Here is a 23,560-nt window from a genome sequence, read left to right as displayed (position 1 = left end):
GTTTTATATAAAAAGGATGGTTTAAATGTCTCTAAAGCAAGTTTTACTGGATGATATGAAGGCTGCAATGAAAGATAAAGACACCTTGAGAAAAAATGCCATCACTATGGTGAGGGCAGGAATACTTCAGATTGAAAAGGATAAAAAGACAGAACTGGACGATGAAGCTATTCTTGAAGTTATTGCAAAGGCTGTAAAGCAAAGAAAGGATTCTATACCGGAATTCGAAAAAGGCAATAGACCTGACCTGGTGGAGGATTTAAAAAGAGAAATTGATATTTTGATGGCCTACCTTCCTCAGCAGCTTAGTGAAGATGAGTTAGACAGCATTGTTTCACAAACAATATTTGAAGTTGGAGCTCAAAGCGCCAAGGATATTGGAAAGGTGATGAAGGCTCTTTTACCTAAGACCAAAGGCAGGGCGGATGGAAGATTGGTAAATGAATTAGTTAAAAAGCATTTAGATTAATTCTGATTAATAAACCTGAAATCTATAGATTTCAGGTTTTATAATAATGCATAAAAAAGTTTGGATTTCCTTAATAAGCACTGGAGCTTAAGAACTTTGCAAGAAAAGCCTTGTTGATTTGTTAAATATTTCAATGAGGCTTTTCTTTTAGCTCAAAAATATAAAACCTGTTAATCACTGAATTAAGATTCAGTGGGTGTTTAATCCCCCCTCTGAATGAAGTCTCGTTCAACTATAGACAAGATGGAGAGATAATTGTTACAATATAATTGTTAAATAATTAACTATAGTAACTGACAGGAAGTGAAAGAAATGATAGAGATTAGTGTTTGTATAGGAAGTTCATGTCATATTAAGGGCTCATACAAGGTGATAAAGAGCCTGCAAGAGCTTATAGCCAGATATTCTATGGATGATCAAGTGGACTTAAAGGCATCCTTCTGTCTCGGACATTGCGCTGATGGTGTTGTGATCAAGGTAGGAGACAGATATATCAATAGCGTTAATCCTCAAAATGTGGAAAGTTTTTTTAGGACATTTATTCTGGAGAGTGAATAATATGAACGCAATAAAATTGTCAAAGACTGATTGTAAAAACTGTTATAAATGTGTCAGACACTGCCCTGTTAAAGCAATAAGGATTAAGGATCAACAGGCTCAAATCATAGAGGATATGTGTATTGTATGCGGCACTTGTTTAAAAATATGCCCTCAGAATGCCAAGTATATTAGAAGTGACATTGGAAAAGTCAAAGAATTTATTTCTCAGGGTTTTACGGTTGTTGCAAGTCTTGCTCCATCCTTTATTGCCCTGAGCGATAACCCGAAAAGATTGATAGGAGCGATTAAAAAGCTTGGATTTTCTGCTGTTGAAGAAACTGCAGCAGGCGCCAGACTGGTTTCACAAAAATATAAAGAGATTGTGGAAGCGAGGCCTGGAGAGAATGTTATTTCTACGGCTTGCCCGACTATTAATTACTTGATTCAAACATACTATCCTGAAGTGGTCGGCAATATGGCTGAGGTAGTATCGCCTATGATAGCCCATGGCAAGATGATAAAGAAGAGATTGGGAATGGATGCCAGGGTTATATTTATAGGCCCTTGCGTGGCTAAGAAGCATGAGAGTGAAGAGCCGCAATGTGAAGGATTTGTTGATGCTGTATTGACCTATGATGAGCTTTATCAGTGGTTTGAAGAGGAAAATATAGATATATCCCAATGCCGGGAAGCGGAGCTTGATAATGAAGAACCGGGAAGCAGCAGATTTTATCCCATGCCTGGCGGAGTCCTCATGAGCATGGGATTGGATCGGGAAATTCAAAAAACTATGAGTATAGACGGAATAGATGAATGCATGGATATATTGGAATATCTCTCTTCAAGCAAAGGGCTTAAAGGTGCATTTTTAGAAATGAATGCCTGCAGGGGTGGCTGTCTCAACGGTTCAGGATGCAATAAATTAAAGAAAGGTATTCTTGAGGAAAGAAGAAAACTCATCGAATTTGCGGTTAAAAGCCGAGCTGCGAATAAAAATAAGGGTGATGAAATAAAGCTGGACAAGGTATTTTCAGGGAAATTGCCTGATGCCAAAATGCCCACTGAAGATGAGATAAGAGGAATATTGAGGAAAATAGGGAAAACCGGCAAGGAAAAGGAATTTAACTGCGGTGCATGCGGATATAATTCATGCAGAGAGAAAGCCATAGCGGTATATCAGGGGAAAGCGGAGTTGTATATGTGTCTTCCATATATGAAGGAAAGAGCAGAATCTATTTCGAACATAATAATAAGCAACACCCCTAATGTAATAATGGCAATAAACGAAGATTTTGAGATACAGGAATTTAATAAATCTGCCGAAAAGATGTTCGGCCTTAGCCGAGCTGATATAATAGGGAAAAAAGCCTATGATTATTTTGATGTATATGAATTCATATGCTTAATGGAATCGGGAGAGAGCTTGCTCTCTAAGAAAATCAGCTTTGATAATTACGGAATAAGAACCCAAGCCACAATAGTACGTTTGAACGAGCATGGGCTTATTTTAGGCATTTTTAAAGATATAACGGAGGAAGAAAAGCAGAAAGAAAAAGATTTCAAGGTCAAGAACGAATCTATTAAGCTGGCTCAAGATGTAATAGATAAACAAATGTATGTAGCACAGCAAATAGCTAGCCTTTTGGGCGAAACCACGGCGGAGACCAAGGTTTCGTTAAGCAAGCTAAAGGATATTATGTTGAAGAGTGAGGAAAGTTAAATGGCATTTTTTGTTGACGTGTCTGTACGCAGCTTAAACAAGCACAATGAAGAGCTTTGCGGTGATAAGGTTGAAGTAATAAGGACAAGGGAGTCCGTAATAATTATACTGTCGGATGGTTTAGGAAGTGGCGTCAAAGCCAACATTCTAGCAACACTTACCTCTAAAATAATTGGCACTATGCTTAAAGAAGGGGCTTCCATTGATGAAGCCGTCGATACTATTACACAGACTCTTCCTATATGCAGTGTAAGGCAAGTGGCATATTCTACATTTACCATATTGCAAATATTTAATGATGGACATGCTTATATAGTGGAATTCGACAATCCTTCCATAGCATTTTTTAGAGCCAGGGAAGCTGTTTGCCTGCCCTGGAAAGAAAGAATCGTTCATGGAAAGAGGATCAGAGAATCAGAATTGCAAATATTTAAAGAAGATATTTTTGTCATGTTCAGCGACGGCGTAGTTCATGCGGGAGTAGGCAAAATACTGAATATGGGGTGGCAATATGATAATGTGCTGGAGTATATACAAAAAAACGTTAGAAAAAACCCTTCCGTAAATATGCTGGCAGGACAGATAATAAGCGCTTGCAGCAGCTTTTATCAAGGTGAGCCGGGGGATGATACCACCATTGTGGCTGCGGAGATCAGGCAGCCAAGCCATTTGTCAATCATGGCAGGTCCTCCTTCTGATCCTTCTATGGATGCTGCTGCTGTAAAGTCCTTTATGGACTGTCCCGGAGCTAAGATTGTTTGCGGCGGAACTACTGCAAATATTGTCAGCAGATGCATAAAAAAGCCAATAAAAACTATTTTGGAATATGAAAGTCCTGATATACCTCCTATAGCATATATTGCAGGGATTGACCTTGTTACAGAAGGTATCATCACTTTAAACAAGGTATTGAAAAATCTTAAAGATATTAATAAAGGTGCTATGGAGCAATATAATCTTATATATAGATATAATGACGGTGCATCTAAGCTTACAAGAATGCTGCTTGATAGATGTACCCATATAAACCTTTATATCGGAAGGGCGGTTAATCCGGCGCATAAAAAACAAGAATTTTCAGACGCTTTAGGTATTAAGACTGAAATTCTGGAGTTGCTGGCAGAAAAATTAGATTTATTCGGAAAAGAAGTAGTAAAAATATATTATTGATAGAAATGGTTATAACACTGGTGTATAATAATATTAATATATTATAAACTTCATAATTGAGTTTATAATATACTCAACGAATCTAAAGGGGGTAAATGTTTTGTTTGGCGATTGGAATGCGCTGACGGTTTTTTTATATGTGCTTGGGTTGGTGCTGCTTACTATTGAAGGTTTGATGCCCGGTTTTGGAGTAGCAGGGGTATCAGGGATAATATGTGTTATCATCAGTGTGGCAATGATCACTTCAAGCATCTATGAGGCTTTATTGCTTATTATTGCCACAATAGCGCTATTTGTATTAGTAATTGTAATAATGTATAAATTAGGTTATGGCAGTAAATTTATGAAATTTCTTATACTAGATACAGAGCAAAAACAAGAAGAAGGCTATACGAGCTCCAAAAAGGATGATTCCTTTATAGGAAAAACAGGTATCGCGGAAACACCTCTCAGACCTTCGGGTGTAGTAATGATTGACGGCAAGAGAATTAATGCTCAATCTCAAGGTGAATTCATAGATAAAGGGGCAAAAATTATTGTGTCGGAAGTTGAAAGCATGAAAATTATAGTAAAACAATATGAGGAGGAGATTTAGTATGGATTTGTTAGCACCAATTTTAATTCTGTTTGTTATCATTTTGGTAATAACCATATTCCTGAGCTTTGTACCTATTGGATTGTGGATTTCATCACTAGCTGCAGGCGTAAATGTAGGTATATTTAACTTGGTAGGAATGAGGCTCAGAAGGGTAATTCCCAGCAGGATAGTCAATCCGCTGATAAAGGCCAGGAAAGCAGGTATTGGGGTTTCTGTCAACCAATTGGAGGCTCATTATCTGGCAGGGGGAAATGTTGATAGAGTAGTAAACGCTCTTATTGCGGCTCAGAGAGCTCAGATAGACCTGAGCTTTGAGAGAGCAGCGGCTATAGATTTGGCAGGCAGAGATGTGCTTCAAGCCGTTCAGATGAGTGTAAACCCCAAAGTTATTGAAACACCTGTAGTAGCAGCTGTTGCCAAGGACGGGATTGAAGTCAAGGCAAAAGCCAGAGTTACGGTGAGGGCCAATATCGATAGGCTGGTAGGCGGAGCCGGTGAAGAGACGATAATCGCCAGGGTAGGAGAGGGAATAGTAACGACAGTAGGCAGCTCCGAAAGCCACAAGGCCGTCTTGGAGAACCCCGATTTAATTTCCAGGACCGTACTAAACAAGGGCCTGGACTCCGGTACGGCTTTTGAGATTTTGTCAATAGATATTGCTGATGTAGATGTGGGAAGGAATATAGGCGCCCAGCTCCAGACAGACCAAGCTGAAGCAGATAAAAGGATAGCCCAGGCTAAAGCTGAAGAAAGGCGCGCTATGGCAGTAGCAAAGGAGCAGGAGATGAAGGCAGGGGTTCAGGAGATGAGGGCAAAGGTTGTGGAAGCCGAAGCTGAAGTGCCCAAAGCTATGGCGGAAGCCTTAAGACAAGGTAAAATGGGCGTAATGGACTATCTGAATATGCAAAACATTCAAGCTGATACTCAGATGAGAGATTCAATATCGAAATCTGGCAAGAGCAGTGATGCATCAATTAAAGATAAAAAGTAAATTCCTGTACGGAGTTTAGGATAAAGGCAGGGAATGCATATTGAAAAGTATATGGATCTTTATATTGATTTCTATTATTGCCAATATCATAGGCACTATAGGCAAAGCCAATCAAAAGAAGAAGCCAATGCCATCATCAGCGAAAAAAACTAAGAACGCGGACCATAAGGATCGAAATATGGCTCCGGAAGCAAATCTCCAATATAGCAGCGGTTTTGAATATGATAATAGGACAGTACTGCAGGGCGCAAGCTGGGATGATAACAGAAGCAATTCTTACAGGGCTGCAGAGGAGAATCCTATTGAAAATGAATCTTTAGGCGGGCTTGAAGAAACCTATGATGCAGGATTATCGGAGCTTCAGCATGCCATAATAATGTCAGAGGTTCTTGATAAACCGTTGGCGCTGAGAAGAAGATAAGACGATCTGATTTAAAAACACATGAGTGAAAACCTCATGTGTTTTTTGTTCTAAAGAGTGGGCTTTGTCATAAATTTATTATGAGGTGTATGTTATGAATTCAAAGTCATATAAGATAAAGGAAAAGATATCAGATGCTTTGGAGCTGCCTAAAGATATTACTTTAGACATACCTAAGATTTCAATATTGGGCACCGATAGTGTCTTAATTGAAAATCATAAGGGGGTCATAAGCTATTGCGATAATCAGATAAGAGTAAACACAGGATGTGGGGTATTGACAGTTTCGGGACAGAGACTGACTATCAAATCAATAATTCAAGAGGAGATTATAATAACAGGAAATATAAGCAATGTAAGCTATTGATGGGGTGATGCTTTGTTTATTCTGAGATTATGGAATTATTTTTGCGGATATGCTATCATAATAATAAAAGGCGTTAAGATTGAACGATTTATTAACTTAGCTGTAGTAAACGGCATATATATCTGGGATATAGAAAAAATAGACTATACGACTATAAAAGCAAAAATAAATCTTAAAGATTTCTCCAGGCTTCGTACTATAGTCAGAAAAACTGACAGCAATATTAAAATAATAGAAAAATGCGGTGTACCTTTCAAAATGAAAACAGTGAAAAAAAGGAAATGGTTTTTCTTTGGACTGGGTGCATTATTTGTTTTTTTATATCTTTTAAGTTCTTATATATGGATGATTGAGATTCATGGATTGAAAAGCTTAGACGAGCAAGCTATTATCGATAATTTGAACATCGCAGGCTTAAGGGTCGGAATAAGCAAGAGAAGGATAGACAAGCGAGAAATCGAAAATAGCATGCTGATAAAGATGCCGGACTTGACATGGATCGGCTTAGAGATAAAGGGTACAAAAGCCTTTGTAACTATTGTAGAGAAGGGACCGAAGCAGCAGCCTATAGGCAGGGAGGAGCCATGCGATATTGTTGCCGCTAAAAATGGTGTTATAGAAAAAATTCTTGTTCTCAATGGTGACGGTATGGTGAAAGATGGAGATACCGTGCAAAAAGGCCAAGTTTTGGTGTCCGGTACCATAATAAGGGGCAATCTGCCAGATCGCTATGTCCATTCCATAGCTGAGATTCAGGCAAGGACGTGGTATGAAGAGGCGGAGGAAATTCCCTTTGAACAAATCGAATATAAGAAAACAGGGAAAGCCTTTAATACCTACGCGATAGAAATAATAAAGAAAAAGTACGAGAGGAATAAGAAAATACCTTTTGAAGAATATAATAAAAGTGACAGAGAAATATATTTATTAAATTTTGGGAGTTATGTTTTCCCTATAAAGTTGATCATTACCAGGTACGAAGAGCTCAAGCCTTTAGATATACGATTGAATGAAGATATGGCAAAGGCTAGATGTGAGGAACGATTGAATGCAAGAATAAAACTGCAAATTCCTGAAGACGCGGCTATTATTGAGAGTAAAATAGACTATTTTGTTAATGAAAAATCGGTAATAGGCAAAATATATGTTGAGGCTCTGGAAAACATAGGAACTAAAGCAAAGATAAATTAGATTTACTTAAGTAGGAGGAGTATAGTTTGACAAGCGGCACATCAGAGGAAAAGGTTATATTAATGGATATGGACAAAACAAAGCTATTGTTCGGAGATTTTGATCAGAACTTATCATTAATTCAAAATGAATTCAGTGTAGACGTGATATTGAGAGATGACGAGCTCAGAATCATCGGAGATGATGATAATGCATCCATGGCTCATAAAGTTATAGATATGCTGGTAAAGAAGCTTGACGATGAAGGAGGCATAAGCAGTCATACCGTTGATTATGCGATCAGGCTGGTCCGTGACGGTGAAGATAAAAAAACAGCAGAGCTCATCGGGGTAATCATTACGACAGCCAGAGGAAAAGTAATAAGATGCAAGACCCTTGGGCAAAAGAAGTATATTGATGCAATAAAAAATAATGAAGTAGTATTTGCTATAGGACCGGCAGGTACCGGAAAGACATATTTGGCGATGGCAATGGCAATCAAAGCCTTTAAAAATAAAGAAGTAAACAGGATCGTCCTTACAAGGCCTGCAGTTGAAGCCGGAGAAAAGCTGGGCTTTCTTCCCGGAGACTTGCAAGACAAAGTAGATCCTTATCTTAGGCCTTTATATGATGCATTGTACGATATAATGGGAGTGGAAAATTTCCAAAAAAACATGGAAAAGGGCTTGATTGAGGTGGCGCCCTTAGCCTATATGAGAGGCAGAACCTTGGATGATTCGTACATCATCTTGGATGAAGCCCAAAACACTACCCCCGAGCAAATGAAGATGTTTCTGACCCGGTTGGGTTTTGGATCAAAGGCTATTATTACAGGAGATGTCACCCAAATAGATTTGCCCAGAGGCAGATTTTCGGGATTAAAGGAAGTAGAGGATATATTAAAGGACATAAACGGAATAGATTTTATTCATTTAGGAGAGAAAGATGTTGTAAGACATAAGCTTGTACAGCATATCATAAAAGCTTATGAAAAATACGAGGAAGAGAATGCGGGAAACAATGAATCCTTTATCGAATAAGCGTGGAGGTGAATTATGGATAAACAAAAGAAGCTTAAGCCAGTGAATGCTTGGACCAATAATAACCTCACGAAAGCTTCAGTGCTGATTTCCATGTTTTTAATCATATATATAGTCTTAATAATTACCGCAGCTCCAAAACAGTATATCTTGAATATTGGGGATATTGCGGATATTGATATTGATGCACCGGCTAATATGGTTGATAAGGCGGCGACAGAAATCAAGCGTAAAGAAGCCGAAAATATGGTGCAGCCTATTTATAGAGTAGATTTGACTGTGCAAATAGAGCTTGAAAAACAAATCAATATGTTCTTCAATCAGCTGGAGGAGCAAAGAAGTCTGGAAGAGTTGAGTATAGAGCAAAAACTTGAAAGCTTAGAAAATAGTCCTGCCATAGTTTTAGACAAGGAAGCCTATATATTATTGCTGAATTGCTCTCAGCAAGATTTGCTGCAGGTTAAGGAGAATGTTAAATACCTTATCAATCAGATATTGAATGAAAGGCTCAGCGAAATGCAGCTTGAAAGCAAAAAAGAGGAAATAGCCGATTTCTTTTCAAAGCTGCCTAAAAGAAGCAAGCTGAACGATGTAGGCTCAAAAATCGCTATGACTATAATAAAGCCAAATCTCTTTTATGATGAAACAGAAACAAACCTGAGAAAAAGTGAAGCCCGGGCTGATATTGATGAGATCCTGATAAAAAAAGGCACAAGGATCATAAGCAAGGGCCAAGAAGTTAACAGTCAGCAGATACAACTGCTGAAGGCCTATGGGCTTCTAAAGGATGAAAGCGGCAATGATTTAAGGATCATTTTATCATATGGGGCTTTAATAATGGTTTCCATGATAATATTTTGCTTATATGTATGGCGTTTTTGTCCCAATGTTTGGACAAGCAATTCGGCATTGCTTTTGACAAGCATTATCATTGTTATTATCCTATTGATAGCAGTTGGAACAAAACACATTTCGTTTTATATAATGCCTATACCTGCCTGTGCATTTATTATAACTATTCTCGCAGATACCAGAATAGCCATTATAGTAAACGTATTGATGACTATAATAGTAGGATTTGTCACAGATTTTAATAACGCTTTGATGATATCTATATTGCTTGGAGGGATTTTGGGCTCTATAATAGTTTCAAAAACCCATCATAGAAGCATGGTTATTTATGCCGGATTAGCGGTGGCATTTATAAATGCTTTGTCTATCTTTAGCTTCGGGCTGATTAATAATATCGAGACCAAATCCTTTATTTATGATGTCAGCTATGGTATCGTTGGCGGGATCTTTACTTCAGTGCTCACAATCGGTTTGCTGCCTTTTTTTGAATCGGTATTCGACATTATAACACCGATGAAGCTTCTTGAGCTATCCAATCCCAATCAGCCGCTTTTGAGACGGCTTTTGATAGAAGCCCCAGGGACCTATTATCATTCCATATTGGTAGGCAACCTTTCTGAGGCTGCTGCGGAAGAGGTAGGAGCGAATGCCTTGCTCTGCAGAGTCGGCTCATATTATCATGATATAGGAAAACTCAAAAGGCCTTATTTTTTTAAAGAGAATCAATTAACCCAAGAAAATCTTCATGATAAAATTTCTCCCAGCTTAAGTGCATCGATCATTATTTCTCATGTAAAAGACGGGATTGAAACTGCCAAAAAGTATAAGCTGCCGTCCAAGGTTATCGATATAATAGGGCAGCATCATGGAAATACTCTGGTAGCCTATTTTTATCACAAGGCCATAGCTTCTCAAAGCGAAGATGCGGTGGAGGAAGACAAATTCCGCTATCCTTCATTGAAACCCCAGAGCAAGGAGGCTGCCATAGTTATGTTGGCAGATTCCGCCGAAGCTTATATCAGATCCTTGAGCGAGCCTACAAAGGATGGGGTAGAAAAGGGAGTAAGGAAAATACTTTTTGAAAAAATAAATGACAATCAACTCAGCGAATGCAACTTGACCCTGAAGGATATGGAAAGCGTTGTCCAGGCTTTTGTAAAGGTTTTGGCGGGCATCTTTCATGAAAGGATAGAATACCCTGAGAACCTTAAAGAAGATTAATATCAGTGAGAATGGGAGTGGATATATTGACAGTATTAATTGATAATCGCCAGAGCATATTGAAAGCTGCTGAGGACATGGAGAGCTTTGTAAGCGGGATTGTAAAAGGCGTACTGAATTATGAGGAATGGAATGAAAACTTTGAAATCAGCATATCTTTTGTAGACAACCAAGAAATACAGTCTCTTAACAAGCAATTTAGGAATATCGATAAACCTACAGATGTTTTATCATTTCCCATGCTGGAGTTTGAAGATGAGCCTAAGGATGGCCCGGCAGATCGTTTCGAGGGGGAACGGCCGTTAGGTGACATAGTCATATCTGTAGAAAAAGCTATTGAGCAGGCAGAGGAATATGGGCATAGCAAGGAACGAGAGATCGCATTCCTTTTGGTCCATGGAATGCTGCACCTTTTGGGGTATGATCATGAAGATGAGAAAGATGAAATATTAATGTTCAAGAAGCAAGACGATATTTTGAATATATTGAAAATCAGCAGATAGAAATAAATAAACCGTTTGGATTAACTGATAGATCATCTGTTTTGTGGGAAGATTTAGCATGACAAATTAAATTAATATGAAAGAAGGGTTAGAATGAAGTCATCCTTGAGGGCTCTCTTAATAATTATTGCAATAATTGGAATATTAGCGTCTGCCTGTAAACCTAAAGCGGAACCGGCAAAGCCGGATGAGGACACGGAAACAAGCACAACGGATGAAAATGGACCTATAGAAGAACCGGCTCAGGAAAATAAATTTGCCTGTTCTCTTACCGGCTTGGGAGTGACGGATGAAGCAGAAATAAAATACAGGCCTATTGCCGTAATGATAGATAATGAGATAAGCGCCAGACCTCAATCCGGCTTGAGTGAAGCCGACATAATTTATGAAATGCCTGTAGAAGGCAATATCACCAGGTATATGGCCATATACCATCATATCTCTTCGGAGAAGATCGGACCTGTGAGGAGTGCAAGACCATATTTTATTGATAAGGCTTTAGAGTACGGTTCTATTTATGTTCACTGCGGAGGCAGCCCTCAGGCATTAAGCGATATTAAAACATTAAAAGTAGATGCATATAATGATCTGGTAGGTACTCCGGTTTTTTGGCGGTCGACTGACAGAAAAATGCCCCATAATCTATATACCAATACAAGGATGATGAGGGAGGTATCACTGAACAAAAAGCTTGAAAATAAAACCGCCCCTCAATACTTCAATTTTAACGATGATTTTGTAATACCTGATGGCGGAAATGGACAAAAAATTGTTATAAATTATGATAAAAGATATAAGGTCTCATATATATATAATAAAGAAGAAAAAGTATATTATAGGCAGATAAACGGCGATAATATGAAGGATAAGGAATCTAAAAAAGATATTAAAGCAACAAATATTATAGTCGAAAGAGCAGGGGTAAAAGTGGTGGATAAGGTTGGAAGGCTGGAAATCAGTAATATTGGCAAGAACAGAGGCTATCTCTTAACGGGCGGAAAGCTTATTGAAATAGAATGGAACAAATCCAGCCGAAGCGGCAAAACTATATATAAAAATGTAAAAGGGGAAGAAATCCTTGTCAATAAAGGCGTAACCTGGATTCAAGTAGTTCCGGAGTATGTCAAAATAGAATTCGGAGAGTGATTAGATGAGTTATGACTTTTTGATTGAGAAAGCCAAAGAAGCAAGAGAGAAAGCTTATGTAAAGTATTCCAACTTTAAAGTCGGAGCCGCACTTCTCGGTAAATCCGGCAAGATATATACAGGATGTAATATTGAAAATGCATCTTATGGCGCTACGATATGCGCTGAGAGGACAGCTTTTACAAAAGCGATTTCAGAAGGCGAGAAAGAATTTGAAGCCATTGCAATTGTCAGCAGCAGCGATGATATTACTTATCCCTGCGGTATATGCAGACAATTTATGTCTGAGTTTGGGTTGGATTTGAAGCTTATTTTTACAGATGGACATAAAATCGTAACATATAAATTGAGCGATCTTTTGCCTTACGCATTTACCGAATTTGAGGCAATCAAGGAAGTTTAGAAGAAATATCGGCAATTGATCATCCGGAACAAGGATTAAAAATAAAATGATGGAAGGAGGAGATGATATGGATAGCGTTTTTAGATCAGGCTTTGTGTCTATAATAGGAAGACCTAATGTGGGAAAATCTACACTTATAAATACATTTATGGGCGAGCGGTTAAATATTATATCCGATAAGCCCCAAACTACTAGGAATACTATAAGGTGTATATTGACGCAACAGGATCATCAGATAGTTTTTTTAGATACACCGGGAATACATAAACCCAAGCATAAGCTGGGTGAATATATGGTAAGTGCCGCTGTGCAATCCTTAAAGGGTGTTGATGTAACTGTGGTTCTGATCGATTGCTCTGCTCAGATTGGAAGCGGAGATATATTCATATTTGATACTGTTAAGAATGTTAAGACGAGAAAAATATTGGCATTAAATAAGATTGATAAAATATCAAAGAGAGAATTGGAAGGCGTTCTGGCAAAGATTACGCTATATGAAAATATATTTGACAGCATAGTGCCCATATCCGCTAAAATGGGGAATAATACAGATGACTTGATAAAGGAAATAGTGAAGTTCTTGCCTGAAGGACCTATGTATTTCCCACAAGACATGATAACGGATGTTCCTGAAAGGTTTATCGTCGCCGAATATATAAGAGAAAAAATACTTCTGCTAGCCAGAGAAGAGATTCCTCACGGCACTGCAGTTGAAGTGACTTCCATGAAAGAGAGAAAAGATAAAGACATAATTGATATAGAGGCCACCATATATTGTGAGAAGGAATCACATAAGAGGATAATAATAGGAAAACAAGGGTCTATGCTTAAAGCCATCGGAAGCAAATCAAGAGTTGATATAGAAAATTTATTGAACTGTAAAGTGAACCTGCAGCTCTGGGTGAAGGTTAAAAGAGATTGGAGGGACAGCTTATCGGCTCTAAAGGCGTTAGGTTATAATTAGAGGTGTAATATGGCAATCATTAAGACACAAGGTCTTGTTTTAAAATATACAGACATTAATGAGGCGGATAGGATACTGACTATATTGACAAGAAGCAAAGGTAAGATCAAGGCTATTTCAAAGGGCTGCAGAAGACCAAAGAGCAGCCTTTTGCCAAGCAGCGAGCTTTTTGCCTTTAGTGAACTGATATTGTACAAGGGGACTAATTTCTATCATGTAAGCACAGGAGAGCTTAGGGAATCCTTTTATAATATCAGAAATGATTTGTTAAAGCTTTCCTATGCCGTTTATTTTGCTGAACTGGCAGACACAGTGACAGATGAAGATATGCAAAGTGAAAGATTATTTCTTCTTTTGTCAAGAACCTTATATTATCTATCCAATGATGAGATCCCTATAGGCATATTATCATGTGCCTATCAGATGCAACTAATGGATTTAAGCGGCTTCAGGCCGTTGATTTTAAAATGTGCAAATTGCGGTAATGAAGAAAGCTTGTGGAAGTTCAGTGTCGACTTGGGAGGAGCTTTGTGCAGCCGCTGTTTTACAGCCGACAAAAATGCAGTTAAATTGAGTCCAGGCACTTTGGAAACATTTGGTCTTTTATTGTCCACACCTATTTCGAGATTAAATACGATGAAAATTGATAATACTATTTTTATAGAGATTGATAAAATCATCGATGCTTTTGTCCAAAAACATTTGGACAAAAGATTTAAATCTATGGATTTTATCAATAACATAAAAAATCTCGAAAGAGAATAATTATAAATGGTCAATGAAAGGAGAATGCAGAATGGATATCACGCTGGATAAGATAGACATAATAAGGGACAGGACCGGCGTTTCATATAAGGAAGCCCGGGAGGCACTAACACAAGCCGACGGCAATGTGGTTGATGCCTTAATAAGTATTGAAGAATCAAGCGGAAGAAACTGGACAGAATCAGTATCTGTAAAAGGCAGTGAAGTTATAGATAAACTGAAAACTGTGGTAAAGTCAGGCAATGTAAATCGAATAAGAGTAAAAAAGGATGACAGCGTAATCCTAGATATACCGGTGACAGCGGGGGCTATAAGTGCTGTAGTTATGCCTCAGATAACTGCCCTGGGAACTGCTGCCGCATTGCTGACCAAATGCACCATTGAAGTTGAAAGGCAAAATAAAGATACAGTAAATGTAAATAGTGTTATCAATGATGCTATAGTCAATGCAGCCGATAAAGTCAAAGATTTTGCCGAAGACGTAAAAAATACCACGCAAAATATGACCAATAGCAATACTGGTGAGGATTGCTGCCCTAAAATTGATACGGACTTGCCCTAAATGCTATTGACAAAATAACTTGGTTTTGCTAGATTATATTACAAGAATTATTTTATTGGCTGTGATGGAGAGTAGTAGCTATAACTTGAATTTTAGAGAGCTGATGGCCGGTGAAAATCAGCATTCGCTTGTGGTAAAGGCACTCCTGAGCTGAATTAACAAGAGGGCGGCATCAGCCGGCCAATAAGGGTGGAACCGCGGAAGATAACCTTTCGTCCCTTACAGGGATGGAAGGTTTTATTTTTTTTACTAAATGAGATTGTAAGGAGGAAAATTTATGACATTTCAAGAGATAATTCTCACGCTGCAAAATTATTGGGCAAAGCAGAATTGTATCATTGCACAACCATATGATGTTGAAAAAGGAGCGGGAACCATGAGCCCGTATACTTTTCTTAAAGCATTGGGCCCTGAACCCTGGAGAGTTGCCTATGTAGAGCCTTCCAGAAGGCCCGCCGATGCCAGGTATGGTGAAAACCCGAATAGAGTTTATCAGCACCATCAATATCAAGTTATATTAAAGCCTTCTCCTGATAATGTACAGGATTTATACCTGGGAAGCCTTATGGCATTGGGGATAGACCCTAAAAAGCATGATATAAGATTTGTTGAAGATAACTGGGAGGCACCGACTTTAGGAGCATGGGGTTTAGGCTGGGAGGTATGGCTGGACGGCATGGAGATCACGCAGTTTACATATTTCCAGCAAATCGGAGGATTTGACTGTGAACTGGAATCTGCGGAACTGACTTATGGACTGGAGAGAATCGCCATGTATATCCAAGAAATCGATAATGTTTTTGACATTGAATGGGTTAATGGGATAACCTATGGGGATATATTTAAGAAAGCAGAGGTAGAGCATTCGATATACAGCTTTGAGGTGGCTGATACTGATTTATTGTTCAAGTTCTTTGACTCATACGAAGCTGAGGCTAAGAGAGTTATTGGCGAAGGGCTTATACTTCCAGCTTATGATTATGTGCTTAAATGCTCTCATACCTTTAATGTCTTGGATGCAAGAGGAGCCATAAGCGTGACCGAAAGAACAGGATTCATATCCAGAGTGAGGAATCTGGCAAGGATGATTGCACAAGGATATCTGAAACAGCGGGAGGAGATGGACTATCCTCTCAAAAGCAAGGCAGCGGCCTGCGAAAAAGAATGAGAAGGAGGAGAAAAAGTTGAGCAGAGATTTGGTATTTGAAATAGGCACTGAAGAAATCCCGGCAAAGTTTATGAATAAAACCTTAGAGCAATTAAAAGAAGTTTCCGAAAAGTCTTTTACGGAAAATAGAATCAATTTTAAGTCCCTTGAGACCTATGGTACTCCAAGAAGACTTGTATTATATGTAAAAGCTTTGGATGAAAAGCAAGAAGATTTAGAAACAGAATTAAAGGGACCTTCAAAAAAAGCGGCTTATGATGCTGAGAGCAATCCCACCAAAGCCCTGTTAGGTTTTGCAAAGGGAAACGGATTAAGTCTGGAAAATGTATATATTAAAGAATTATCCGGTACAGAATACGTATACGGCAGAAAGCATGTCTCGGGCATAGCTGCGAAAGAAGTATTGAAAGAGCTGCTTCCGGAAATTCTAACCTCCATCAGCTTTCCAAAATCCATGAAATGGGGAAACAAGAGCTTTAGATTTGCCAGACCGGTGCGCTGGCTAATGCCAATTTATGGTGACGAGCTGATAGAGTTTGATAAAGACGGCATACCCTGCAGTAAATTTACAAGAGGGCATAGAGTTCTGTCGAAAGATAAGGTGGAGATCGATAGGGCAGAAAACTATTTCGATATACTTAAAAGAGAATATGTAATAGTAGATCAAAACGAGAGAAGAGAAATCATACAAAAGCAATGCGAGAAAATCGCAAAAGAGAAGAACGGAGTGCTTATAAAGGATGAGGAGCTTTTAGAGGAAATAGTTTACCTGGTGGAATACCCGACTGCTTTATTGGGAAGCTTTGAATCGGATTTTCTCAAGCTGCCTAAAGAAGCTATAATAACTCCTATGAAGGAGCATCAAAGATATTTTCCGATAGAAAATGAAAAAGGAGAGCTATTGAACAATTTTATTGCGGTCAGAAATGGCGATGACAGCTTTATCGATGTTGTGAGACAGGGCAATGAAAAGGTGCTGAGAGCCAGGCTATCAGATGCAAGATTTTTCTATGAAGAAGATAAGAAGGTATCTTTAGATGATTGTGTAGAAAAGCTAAAGCATGTGGTTTTCCAGGAAACACTTGGAACTATTTATGATAAGACAAGAAATATAATGAACAACTCAGCCTATCTGGCAGATTGCCTGAATCTAGACCGGGATAGCAAGAATAAATTAGATAGGGCAGCTTATCTGGCAAAGGCCGATTTGGTTACAAGCATGGTCAAGGAGTTTGATGAGCTGCAGGGGATAATGGGAAGAGAATATGCCCTTGTTCAGGGGGAGGATGCTAAAGTCGCAAATGCCATAGAAGAGCATTATATGCCGAGAAATGCAGGCGACGCCATGCCGGCCTCAATCATTGGTTCAGTATTGAGCATAGCCGACAGAATTGATACAATAAGCGGCTGTTTTTCAATCGGCATACAGCCTACAGGCTCTCAGGACCCCTATGCCTTAAGAAGGCAGGCTATAAGCATCATAAATATCATTCTGGATCAAGAACTTCATATAAATCTTAAGAGCCTTATTGAAAATGCAATCAAACCTTTCTATAATAAAGGGATAATTAAAGCCGAAGTATCGAATGTTATAGACGATATCAACGAGTTTTTCAAGCAGAGGCTGAGAAATGTTTTGCTGGACAGAAGATATGATTATGATGTCATTGATGCGGTTTTAAAGACCGGATTGATTGATATACAGGATGCTCTGCTAAGGATCAAAGAGCTGTCCGATTGGAAGAGCCAGCAAGACTTTCTGAGCATAGCAGGCTCTTTTAACAGGGTGAGCAATCTGGCTGCAAAAGCCGACAGTTTGGAAATCAATGGGGAATTGCTGGCTGAAAAGGCTGAAAAAGAACTGTATGAATCCTATACTGAGGTCAGCAAGCTGTTTAGAGATGCTGTGGAAAAGAGAGATTACTACAATGCATTGAAGTCATTGATGCTTTTGAAAGCCCCCATAGATAATTTCTTTGACAATACTATGGTAATGGTTGATGACAAATGCATCAGAAGAAACAGGCTCGCATTGCTTAAAAACATAGAAAGCATGATGATGAGATTTGCCGATTTATCTGTCATCGTAGTCAGCAGGTAGTTTTTTGTACAAAAGGTATGCATTTATAAAAATAAATGCGTACCTTTAATATTTATTATATACAATATTGAAATCAATATTGCAAAACAAGTTTTTTTTATGATAATATACTTATATGTGCTATATAAATATGAAATAGTATAGCACAATTAGCAAAGAAATTTAATTTCTATATTTCTATGAAAGAGGGTGAACCCTATAGAATTAACTAATAGGCAAAAACAAATAATTGAGTTAGTGAAGAAACATGAACCTATCACCAGCGAGCATATAGCTGAGCAGCTTAACATGACTAGGGCAGCCCTAAGACCGGATCTTACCATTCTTACTATGTCAGGCTTTTTGGAGGCAAGACCTAAAGTCGGATATTTGTATTCCGGCCAGTCTGTAAATAATATGATCTCTGATTTTATCAAAAATCTAAAGGTGGAGAATATAAAATCAAGCCCTGTCATAGTATCGGAAGATACAACGGTTTATGATGCAATAGTCACGCTTTTCCTGGAAGATGTCGGTACGATATATATTCATAGCGGAGGTCTGCTGACCGGTGTTGCATCAAGAAAGGATTTTTTGAAGATTGCCTTGGGAAAAACGGATATACATAAGGTGCCTGTAGGGATAATAATGACCAGAATGCCTAATATAGCCTATGTAAAGGATGACGATAGTGCCTATGACGCTGCTGCAAAGATAATTCTTCATGAAGTGGACAGCGTCCCGGTTGTAGAACAGGTGTGTGCTGAAAATGGGAAGACAGGCTATAAGATTACCGGAAAAGTATCAAAAACCAATATTACAAGACTTTTTTTCGATTTGTGCAACGATAAGTTAGGAGGATTATGATGTTAGACGAAAAATCAATAATTTATATTGTGTCAGACTCAATAGGAGAAACAGCCGAGCAGGTAGCAAGAGCTGCAGCGGCACAATATGGAGGTATCGTAAGTGAGATAAGGAGAATACCTTATGTCAGCGAAAAGCAGACAATAAAAGAAATAATAAGTGAGGCCAAGGCTCACAACAGCATTATAGTATATACCATGGTCATACCCGAACTAAAAGAATATCTGGAGAATGAAGCGAAGGATCAAGGCATTATTTATGTCGATATTATGGGACCGGTTATTGATGCCATTTCTCATATAACTAAAGCTAAACCGATATACACGCCCGGGATTATAAGACAATTGGATGAAGAATATTTTAAAAAGGTAGAGGCCATTGAATTCGCCGTTAAATATGATGACGGGAAAGACCCGAGGGGCATAAAAAAAGCAGATGTAATAATTTTGGGAGTTTCCAGAACCTCTAAAACACCCTTGAGCATGTATCTTGCAAACAAGAACTTAAAGGTTGCAAACATTCCTCTAGTGCCTGAAGTTGAGCCCCCAAAGGAAATATTTGATATCTCGTCGAAGAAAATATTCGGTCTCACATCAAGCCCTAACAAATTAAATGCTATAAGGCAGGAGCGGCTTAAAGCTCTGGGCTTGAGTTTTGAAGCAAACTACGCAAACATGGATCGCATTCTTCAGGAATTGGATTATTCAGAGAAGATAATGAAAAGAATCGGTTGTCCGGTTATTGATGTAACCCATAAAGCTATAGAAGAAACAGCTAGTATTATACTAAGGATTATGAAGGGAGAAAACTGATGAATAAACTTGTATACAGCTTTAATGAGGGTAAAGCCGCAATGAAGGATTTGCTGGGGGGAAAGGGAGCGAACCTAGCAGAGATGTCCAATATAGGCCTGCCCGTGCCTCCAGGCTTCACCATAAGCACAAAAGCATGCAATATGTACTATGAAAAAGGCCAGGAGATTTGGCCTGAACTATTGAATGAAATTTTTGAAAAATTATCTGAGCTGGAAAACAAGATAAATAAAAAATTCGGAGATAGAAACAACCCATTATTGGTATCGGTGAGATCCGGAGCCAAATTTTCAATGCCTGGCATGATGGATACCATATTGAATTTAGGCCTGAATGATGATACCGTTGAAGCCATACACAAAATTACGGGAAATGAAAGATTTGCTTACGATAGCTATAGAAGATTCATTCAAATGTTTGGCGATGTAGTAATGTCTATAGAAAAATATAAATTTGATAGTATATTGGAATCTGTAAAAGAAGCCAGGAAAGCAAAATACGATACTGATTTAGATGCTGAAGCATTAAAGGAAGTAGTATCAAAGTATAAGACATTATATAAGAATGAAATTGGAAGCGAGTTCCCGGAAGAGCCCAAAGAGCAATTAGTTCTTGCTGTTGAAGCAGTATTTAGATCCTGGAATAATGAAAGAGCAAAAATATATAGAAAAATTAACGGCATACCTGATGATTTGGGTACGGCAGTAAATGTGCAATCCATGGTATTTGGGAATATGGGAGATGACTCCGGTACGGGAGTTGCATTTACAAGGAACCCTGCAACAGGAGAGAAAAAGCTTTTCGGTGAATTCTTGATAAATGCCCAGGGAGAAGATGTTGTTGCCGGTATCAGAACTCCTCAAAGCATAGAAAAGCTTAAAGAAGTGATGCCTGAAATATACGACCAATTCGTACAGGTCGCTGATCTTTTGGAGAACCATTATAAGGATATGCAGGATATAGAGTTTACCATTGAAAAGGGCAAGCTCTATATGCTCCAGACCAGAAACGGCAAGAGGACTGCATTTTCTGCCGTCAGAGCAGCGGCAGAGATGGTCGAAGAGGGAAAGATAAGCAAAGAAGAAGCTATTATGAGAATAGAGCCGTCTCAACTTGATCAGTTGCTGCATCCTACATTTGAAGAAAAGGCTTTAAAAGCGGCAAAGCCCATAGCCAAAGGTCTCCCTGCTTCCCCCGGAGCCGCCAGCGGAAAGATATATTTTACTGCTGAAGCTGCAGTAGAAGCATCTAAAAAAGGCGAGAAGGTGATCCTTGTAAGACAAGAAACATCGCCGGAGGATATAGAAGGGATGATAGAGGCTCAGGGCATACTTACCGCCAGAGGAGGCATGACCTCACATGCTGCGGTTGTCGCAAGAGGGATGGGCAAATGTTGTGTAGCAGGCTGTGAGTCTATAAAGGTTTATGAAGAAAATAAGAAATTCATCATTGACGGCAAAGCCTACGGAGAGGGAGAATATATATCGATAGACGGAGGCACCGGAAATGTTTATGAGGGTATAATAAAGACTCATGAACCTGAAATGAGCGGGCATTTTGGCAAATTGATGGAATGGGCTGATGAAGTTCGAAAGCTTAAGGTCAGGACTAATGCGGATACACCCAAAGATGCAGCTCAAGCCGTTAAATTCGGCGCAGAGGGCATAGGATTATGCAGAACTGAGCATATGTTTTTTGATGAAGCCAGAATTCCTGCCGTAAGAGAGATGATCATTGCGGACAATATTGAGCAGAGGAAAGCTGCATTGGAAAAGATACTGCCAATGCAGAGGGAAGATTTTATTGGTATTTTCGAGGCTATGGGAGACAGACCTGTTACCATCAGATTGCTGGACCCCCCGCTTCATGAATTCTTGCCTCATGATGATGAAGATATAATCGATCTGGCAAATGAGATGAAGGTTGAACATGAAAAGTTAAAAGCCAGAGTTGAAGAATTGAAAGAATTCAATCCGATGCTGGGGCATAGAGGCTGCAGATTGGCAATAACCTATCCTGAAATCGCAGAGATGCAGACCCGGGCAATAATTGAAGCGGCTATTCAAGTTAAAAAGGAAAAAGGGATAGATGTAAAACCTGAGATAATGGTACCTCTGGTAGGTGATGTAAAAGAGTTAGCTTTTCTTAAAGAAGTTGTAACAAAGCTTGCCGATGAGCTTATAAATGATTCCGGAATCGATTTGAAATATATGTACGGGACTATGATAGAAGTGCCTAGGGCAACTTTGGTAGCAGATGAAATAGCAAAGGATGCAGAATTTTTCTCATTCGGGACAAATGATCTGACTCAGATGGCCTATGGCTTTTCAAGAGATGATGCCGGTAAGTTTATAAAAGATTACATGGATAAGAAAATATTTGATAAAGACCCATTCCAGGCCATAGATAGAAAAGGTGTAGGAAAGCTTATGAGAATGGCTGTTGAGCTGGGACGAAAGGGAAGACCAAATATCAAATTAGGAATATGCGGCGAGCATGGCGGGGAGCCTACATCTGTCGAATTCTGCCATGATATCGGACTCGACTATGTTTCCTGTTCACCATATAGGGTGCCGATCGCCAGATTATCAGCAGCACAGGCGGCGTTAGCATCGAAGACCAATCGCTAATAAAGCTTGAAATAGTTAATGACTTATGGTACTATCTTAAAAGAAAATTTTATATATTTTAATGTTTTATAGGGTTCCTCAGTTGATAAAATAACTGGACTGGTCCGAGATAAAACGCACAGTTCATCTGTGTTCACGGAAGGATAAAAGCCTGGGAGATATTTAGAGTATCTTCTGGGCTTTTAATTTTTATTTGAGAAAGGAGTAAAGGACATGAAATGGGCATTGTTAGTTATAGCAGGTCTTCTTGAAACCTGCTGGGCAGTCGGCTTGAAATATTCACAAGGATTTACAAAATTTGTACCAAGTGTGCTTACCATATTGGGGATGATAGCAAGCTTCTATTTTTTATCATTAGCTTTAAAAAATCTTCCGCTAGGAACAGCTTACGCAATATGGACAGGAATTGGCACGGTTGGGACTGTGATTTTAGGAATAATTCTGTTTAAAGAACCGGCTGACTTAATAAGGCTAGTCTTTATTGGATTTATCGTGATAGGAATTATTGGATTGAAATTTGTATCTGCTCATTAGATAATGATATTTAAGCAGTGTTAAAAGAGAGGAGATAAGCAATGTTTAGAGAAATGAGAAGAGGTAAGCAATTATTATCAAAGGAAGATACCGTGGCTGTTATGGATAGATGTACAAATGGTGTTTTAGCTTGCTTGGGTGATGAAGATTACCCATATGCGGTACCGCTTAGCTATGTCTATTTCAATGATAAAATCTATTTTCATTCAGCGAAAGCCGGACATAAAATTGATGCTATTACGAAAAACCCAAAAGTATCTTTTGCAGTAATAGATGAAGATACAATCGTAAGCGAAAGATTCACTTCATATTTTCGGAGTATTATTGCTTTCGGTAAAGTAAGATTTGTCGAAGGGGATGAATGGTTGGAGGCCATGAAGGCCTTAGTTGAAAAGTATTCGGCAGACCAGCCGGATGAAGCTAAGCATAAGGAAATATTCGGGTGTACGCAGGCTTATATGATTGCAATTGATATTGAGCACATGTCCGGTAAGGAAGCTATTGAGTATGTTAAAGCTAAAAGAAAATAAAGTGTTCTATAATGCGAAAAAACTGAGATAGGTCTAT

General features: G+C 38.7%; 24 protein-coding genes, 1 riboswitch and 1 other annotated feature. All 24 genes read left to right on the top strand.

Annotation, left to right across the window (positions count from 1 at the left end):
- Window positions 1-25: 25 nt before the first annotated feature.
- The 24 genes from LJD61_RS15100 (at window position 26) to LJD61_RS14985 (ending at window position 23,523) form a co-directional block, all read left to right on the top strand.
- Window positions 26-469, top strand: coding sequence for a GatB/YqeY domain-containing protein (locus tag LJD61_RS15100; protein ID WP_255228383.1), 444 nt, complete (start codon window positions 26-28; stop codon window positions 467-469).
- A 312-nt stretch (window positions 470-781) separates the two neighbouring features.
- Window positions 782-1,027, top strand: a complete 246-nt coding sequence (locus LJD61_RS15095) for a (2Fe-2S) ferredoxin domain-containing protein (protein WP_255228382.1) — start codon at window positions 782-784, stop codon at window positions 1,025-1,027.
- A gap of 1 nt (window position 1,028) precedes the next feature.
- The gene (locus LJD61_RS15090; protein ID WP_255228381.1) at window positions 1,029-2,729 is read left to right on the top strand and encodes a [Fe-Fe] hydrogenase large subunit C-terminal domain-containing protein; all 1,701 of its coding nucleotides are present in this window, start codon (window positions 1,029-1,031) and stop codon (window positions 2,727-2,729) included.
- Window positions 2,730-3,899 (top strand): SpoIIE family protein phosphatase, encoded by a 1,170-nt coding sequence (locus LJD61_RS15085; protein WP_255228380.1) that lies wholly within the window; start codon window positions 2,730-2,732, stop codon window positions 3,897-3,899.
- A gap of 100 nt (window positions 3,900-3,999) precedes the next feature.
- Window positions 4,000-4,494, top strand: a complete 495-nt coding sequence (locus tag LJD61_RS15080) for an NfeD family protein (protein WP_255228379.1) — start codon at window positions 4,000-4,002, stop codon at window positions 4,492-4,494.
- Between the two features lies 1 nt (window position 4,495).
- Window positions 4,496-5,488: a flotillin-like protein FloA gene (floA, locus tag LJD61_RS15075; protein WP_255228378.1), complete on the top strand. Its 993-nt coding sequence runs from the start codon at window positions 4,496-4,498 to the stop codon at window positions 5,486-5,488.
- Between the two features lie 40 nt (window positions 5,489-5,528).
- Window positions 5,529-5,909, top strand: a complete 381-nt coding sequence (locus LJD61_RS15070) for a hypothetical protein (protein WP_255228377.1) — start codon at window positions 5,529-5,531, stop codon at window positions 5,907-5,909.
- A gap of 94 nt (window positions 5,910-6,003) precedes the next feature.
- Window positions 6,004-6,276 (top strand): sporulation protein YqfC, encoded by a 273-nt coding sequence (gene yqfC / locus LJD61_RS15065; protein WP_255228376.1) that lies wholly within the window; start codon window positions 6,004-6,006, stop codon window positions 6,274-6,276.
- A gap of 12 nt (window positions 6,277-6,288) precedes the next feature.
- Window positions 6,289-7,467 carry a sporulation protein YqfD gene (gene yqfD / locus LJD61_RS15060; RefSeq protein WP_255228375.1) on the top strand — a complete coding sequence of 393 codons (1,179 nt, stop codon included), beginning with the start codon at window positions 6,289-6,291 and terminating at the stop codon, window positions 7,465-7,467.
- Between the two features lie 26 nt (window positions 7,468-7,493).
- Window positions 7,494-8,486, top strand: coding sequence for a PhoH family protein (locus tag LJD61_RS15055; protein ID WP_333783138.1), 993 nt, complete (start codon window positions 7,494-7,496; stop codon window positions 8,484-8,486).
- A 15-nt stretch (window positions 8,487-8,501) separates the two neighbouring features.
- Entirely contained in the window at window positions 8,502-10,559 is a 2,058-nt protein-coding gene (locus tag LJD61_RS15050) for an HD family phosphohydrolase (RefSeq protein ID WP_255228374.1), read from the top strand.
- Between the two features lie 26 nt (window positions 10,560-10,585).
- A complete protein-coding gene (gene ybeY / locus LJD61_RS15045) occupies window positions 10,586-11,062 on the top strand; it encodes an rRNA maturation RNase YbeY (protein WP_303740784.1) in 477 nt (158 codons plus the stop codon).
- A 93-nt stretch (window positions 11,063-11,155) separates the two neighbouring features.
- Window positions 11,156-12,208, top strand: coding sequence for a DUF3048 domain-containing protein (locus tag LJD61_RS15040; protein WP_255228373.1), 1,053 nt, complete (start codon window positions 11,156-11,158; stop codon window positions 12,206-12,208).
- A gap of 4 nt (window positions 12,209-12,212) precedes the next feature.
- Window positions 12,213-12,611 carry a cytidine deaminase gene (locus tag LJD61_RS15035; RefSeq protein WP_255228372.1) on the top strand — a complete coding sequence of 133 codons (399 nt, stop codon included), beginning with the start codon at window positions 12,213-12,215 and terminating at the stop codon, window positions 12,609-12,611.
- 67 nt (window positions 12,612-12,678) lie between these two features.
- The gene (gene era / locus LJD61_RS15030) at window positions 12,679-13,575 is read left to right on the top strand and encodes a GTPase Era (protein ID WP_255228371.1); all 897 of its coding nucleotides are present in this window, start codon (window positions 12,679-12,681) and stop codon (window positions 13,573-13,575) included.
- Window positions 13,576-13,584: 9 nt separating this feature from the next.
- Complete coding sequence (recO, locus tag LJD61_RS15025) at window positions 13,585-14,340, top strand: DNA repair protein RecO (protein WP_255228370.1); 756 nt, start codon at window positions 13,585-13,587, stop codon at window positions 14,338-14,340.
- Window positions 14,341-14,371: 31 nt separating this feature from the next.
- The gene (locus tag LJD61_RS15020) at window positions 14,372-14,902 is read left to right on the top strand and encodes a DUF4342 domain-containing protein (RefSeq protein WP_255228369.1); all 531 of its coding nucleotides are present in this window, start codon (window positions 14,372-14,374) and stop codon (window positions 14,900-14,902) included.
- A 52-nt stretch (window positions 14,903-14,954) separates the two neighbouring features.
- Window positions 14,955-15,125: a binding site (T-box leader), on the top strand.
- 54 nt (window positions 15,126-15,179) lie between these two features.
- Window positions 15,180-16,070 (top strand): glycine--tRNA ligase subunit alpha, encoded by an 891-nt coding sequence (gene glyQ, locus LJD61_RS15015; protein ID WP_255228368.1) that lies wholly within the window; start codon window positions 15,180-15,182, stop codon window positions 16,068-16,070.
- 16 nt (window positions 16,071-16,086) lie between these two features.
- Window positions 16,087-18,171, top strand: a complete 2,085-nt coding sequence (glyS, locus tag LJD61_RS15010) for a glycine--tRNA ligase subunit beta (protein ID WP_255228367.1) — start codon at window positions 16,087-16,089, stop codon at window positions 18,169-18,171.
- A 189-nt stretch (window positions 18,172-18,360) separates the two neighbouring features.
- Window positions 18,361-19,017: a helix-turn-helix transcriptional regulator gene (locus LJD61_RS15005; RefSeq protein ID WP_255228366.1), complete on the top strand. Its 657-nt coding sequence runs from the start codon at window positions 18,361-18,363 to the stop codon at window positions 19,015-19,017.
- Complete coding sequence (locus LJD61_RS15000) at window positions 19,017-19,829, top strand: pyruvate, water dikinase regulatory protein (RefSeq protein WP_255228365.1); 813 nt, start codon at window positions 19,017-19,019, stop codon at window positions 19,827-19,829. Before LJD61_RS15005 ends, LJD61_RS15000 begins: the two co-directional genes overlap by 1 nt.
- Window positions 19,829-22,459: a pyruvate, phosphate dikinase gene (ppdK, locus tag LJD61_RS14995; protein ID WP_255228364.1), complete on the top strand. Its 2,631-nt coding sequence runs from the start codon at window positions 19,829-19,831 to the stop codon at window positions 22,457-22,459. The genes LJD61_RS15000 and ppdK overlap by 1 nt, the downstream gene beginning before the upstream one ends.
- Window positions 22,460-22,516: 57 nt before the next feature.
- Window positions 22,517-22,619, top strand: a riboswitch (guanidine-I (ykkC/yxkD leader).
- Between the two features lie 53 nt (window positions 22,620-22,672).
- On the top strand, window positions 22,673-22,993 hold the full coding sequence (sugE, locus tag LJD61_RS14990; protein ID WP_255228363.1) for a quaternary ammonium compound efflux SMR transporter SugE: 321 nt from the start codon (window positions 22,673-22,675) through the stop codon (window positions 22,991-22,993).
- A 41-nt stretch (window positions 22,994-23,034) separates the two neighbouring features.
- A complete protein-coding gene (locus LJD61_RS14985) occupies window positions 23,035-23,523 on the top strand; it encodes a pyridoxamine 5'-phosphate oxidase family protein (RefSeq protein ID WP_255228362.1) in 489 nt (162 codons plus the stop codon).
- Window positions 23,524-23,560: the final 37 nt, after the last annotated feature.

Origin of the sequence: Lutispora saccharofermentans (assembly GCF_024363565.1) — a bacterium.
Lineage (GTDB): Bacteria > Bacillota > Clostridia > Lutisporales > Lutisporaceae > Lutispora > Lutispora saccharofermentans.
The sequence above is the reverse complement of the archived record's forward strand: the minus strand, read 5'-3'. Positions and strand labels throughout refer to the sequence as shown.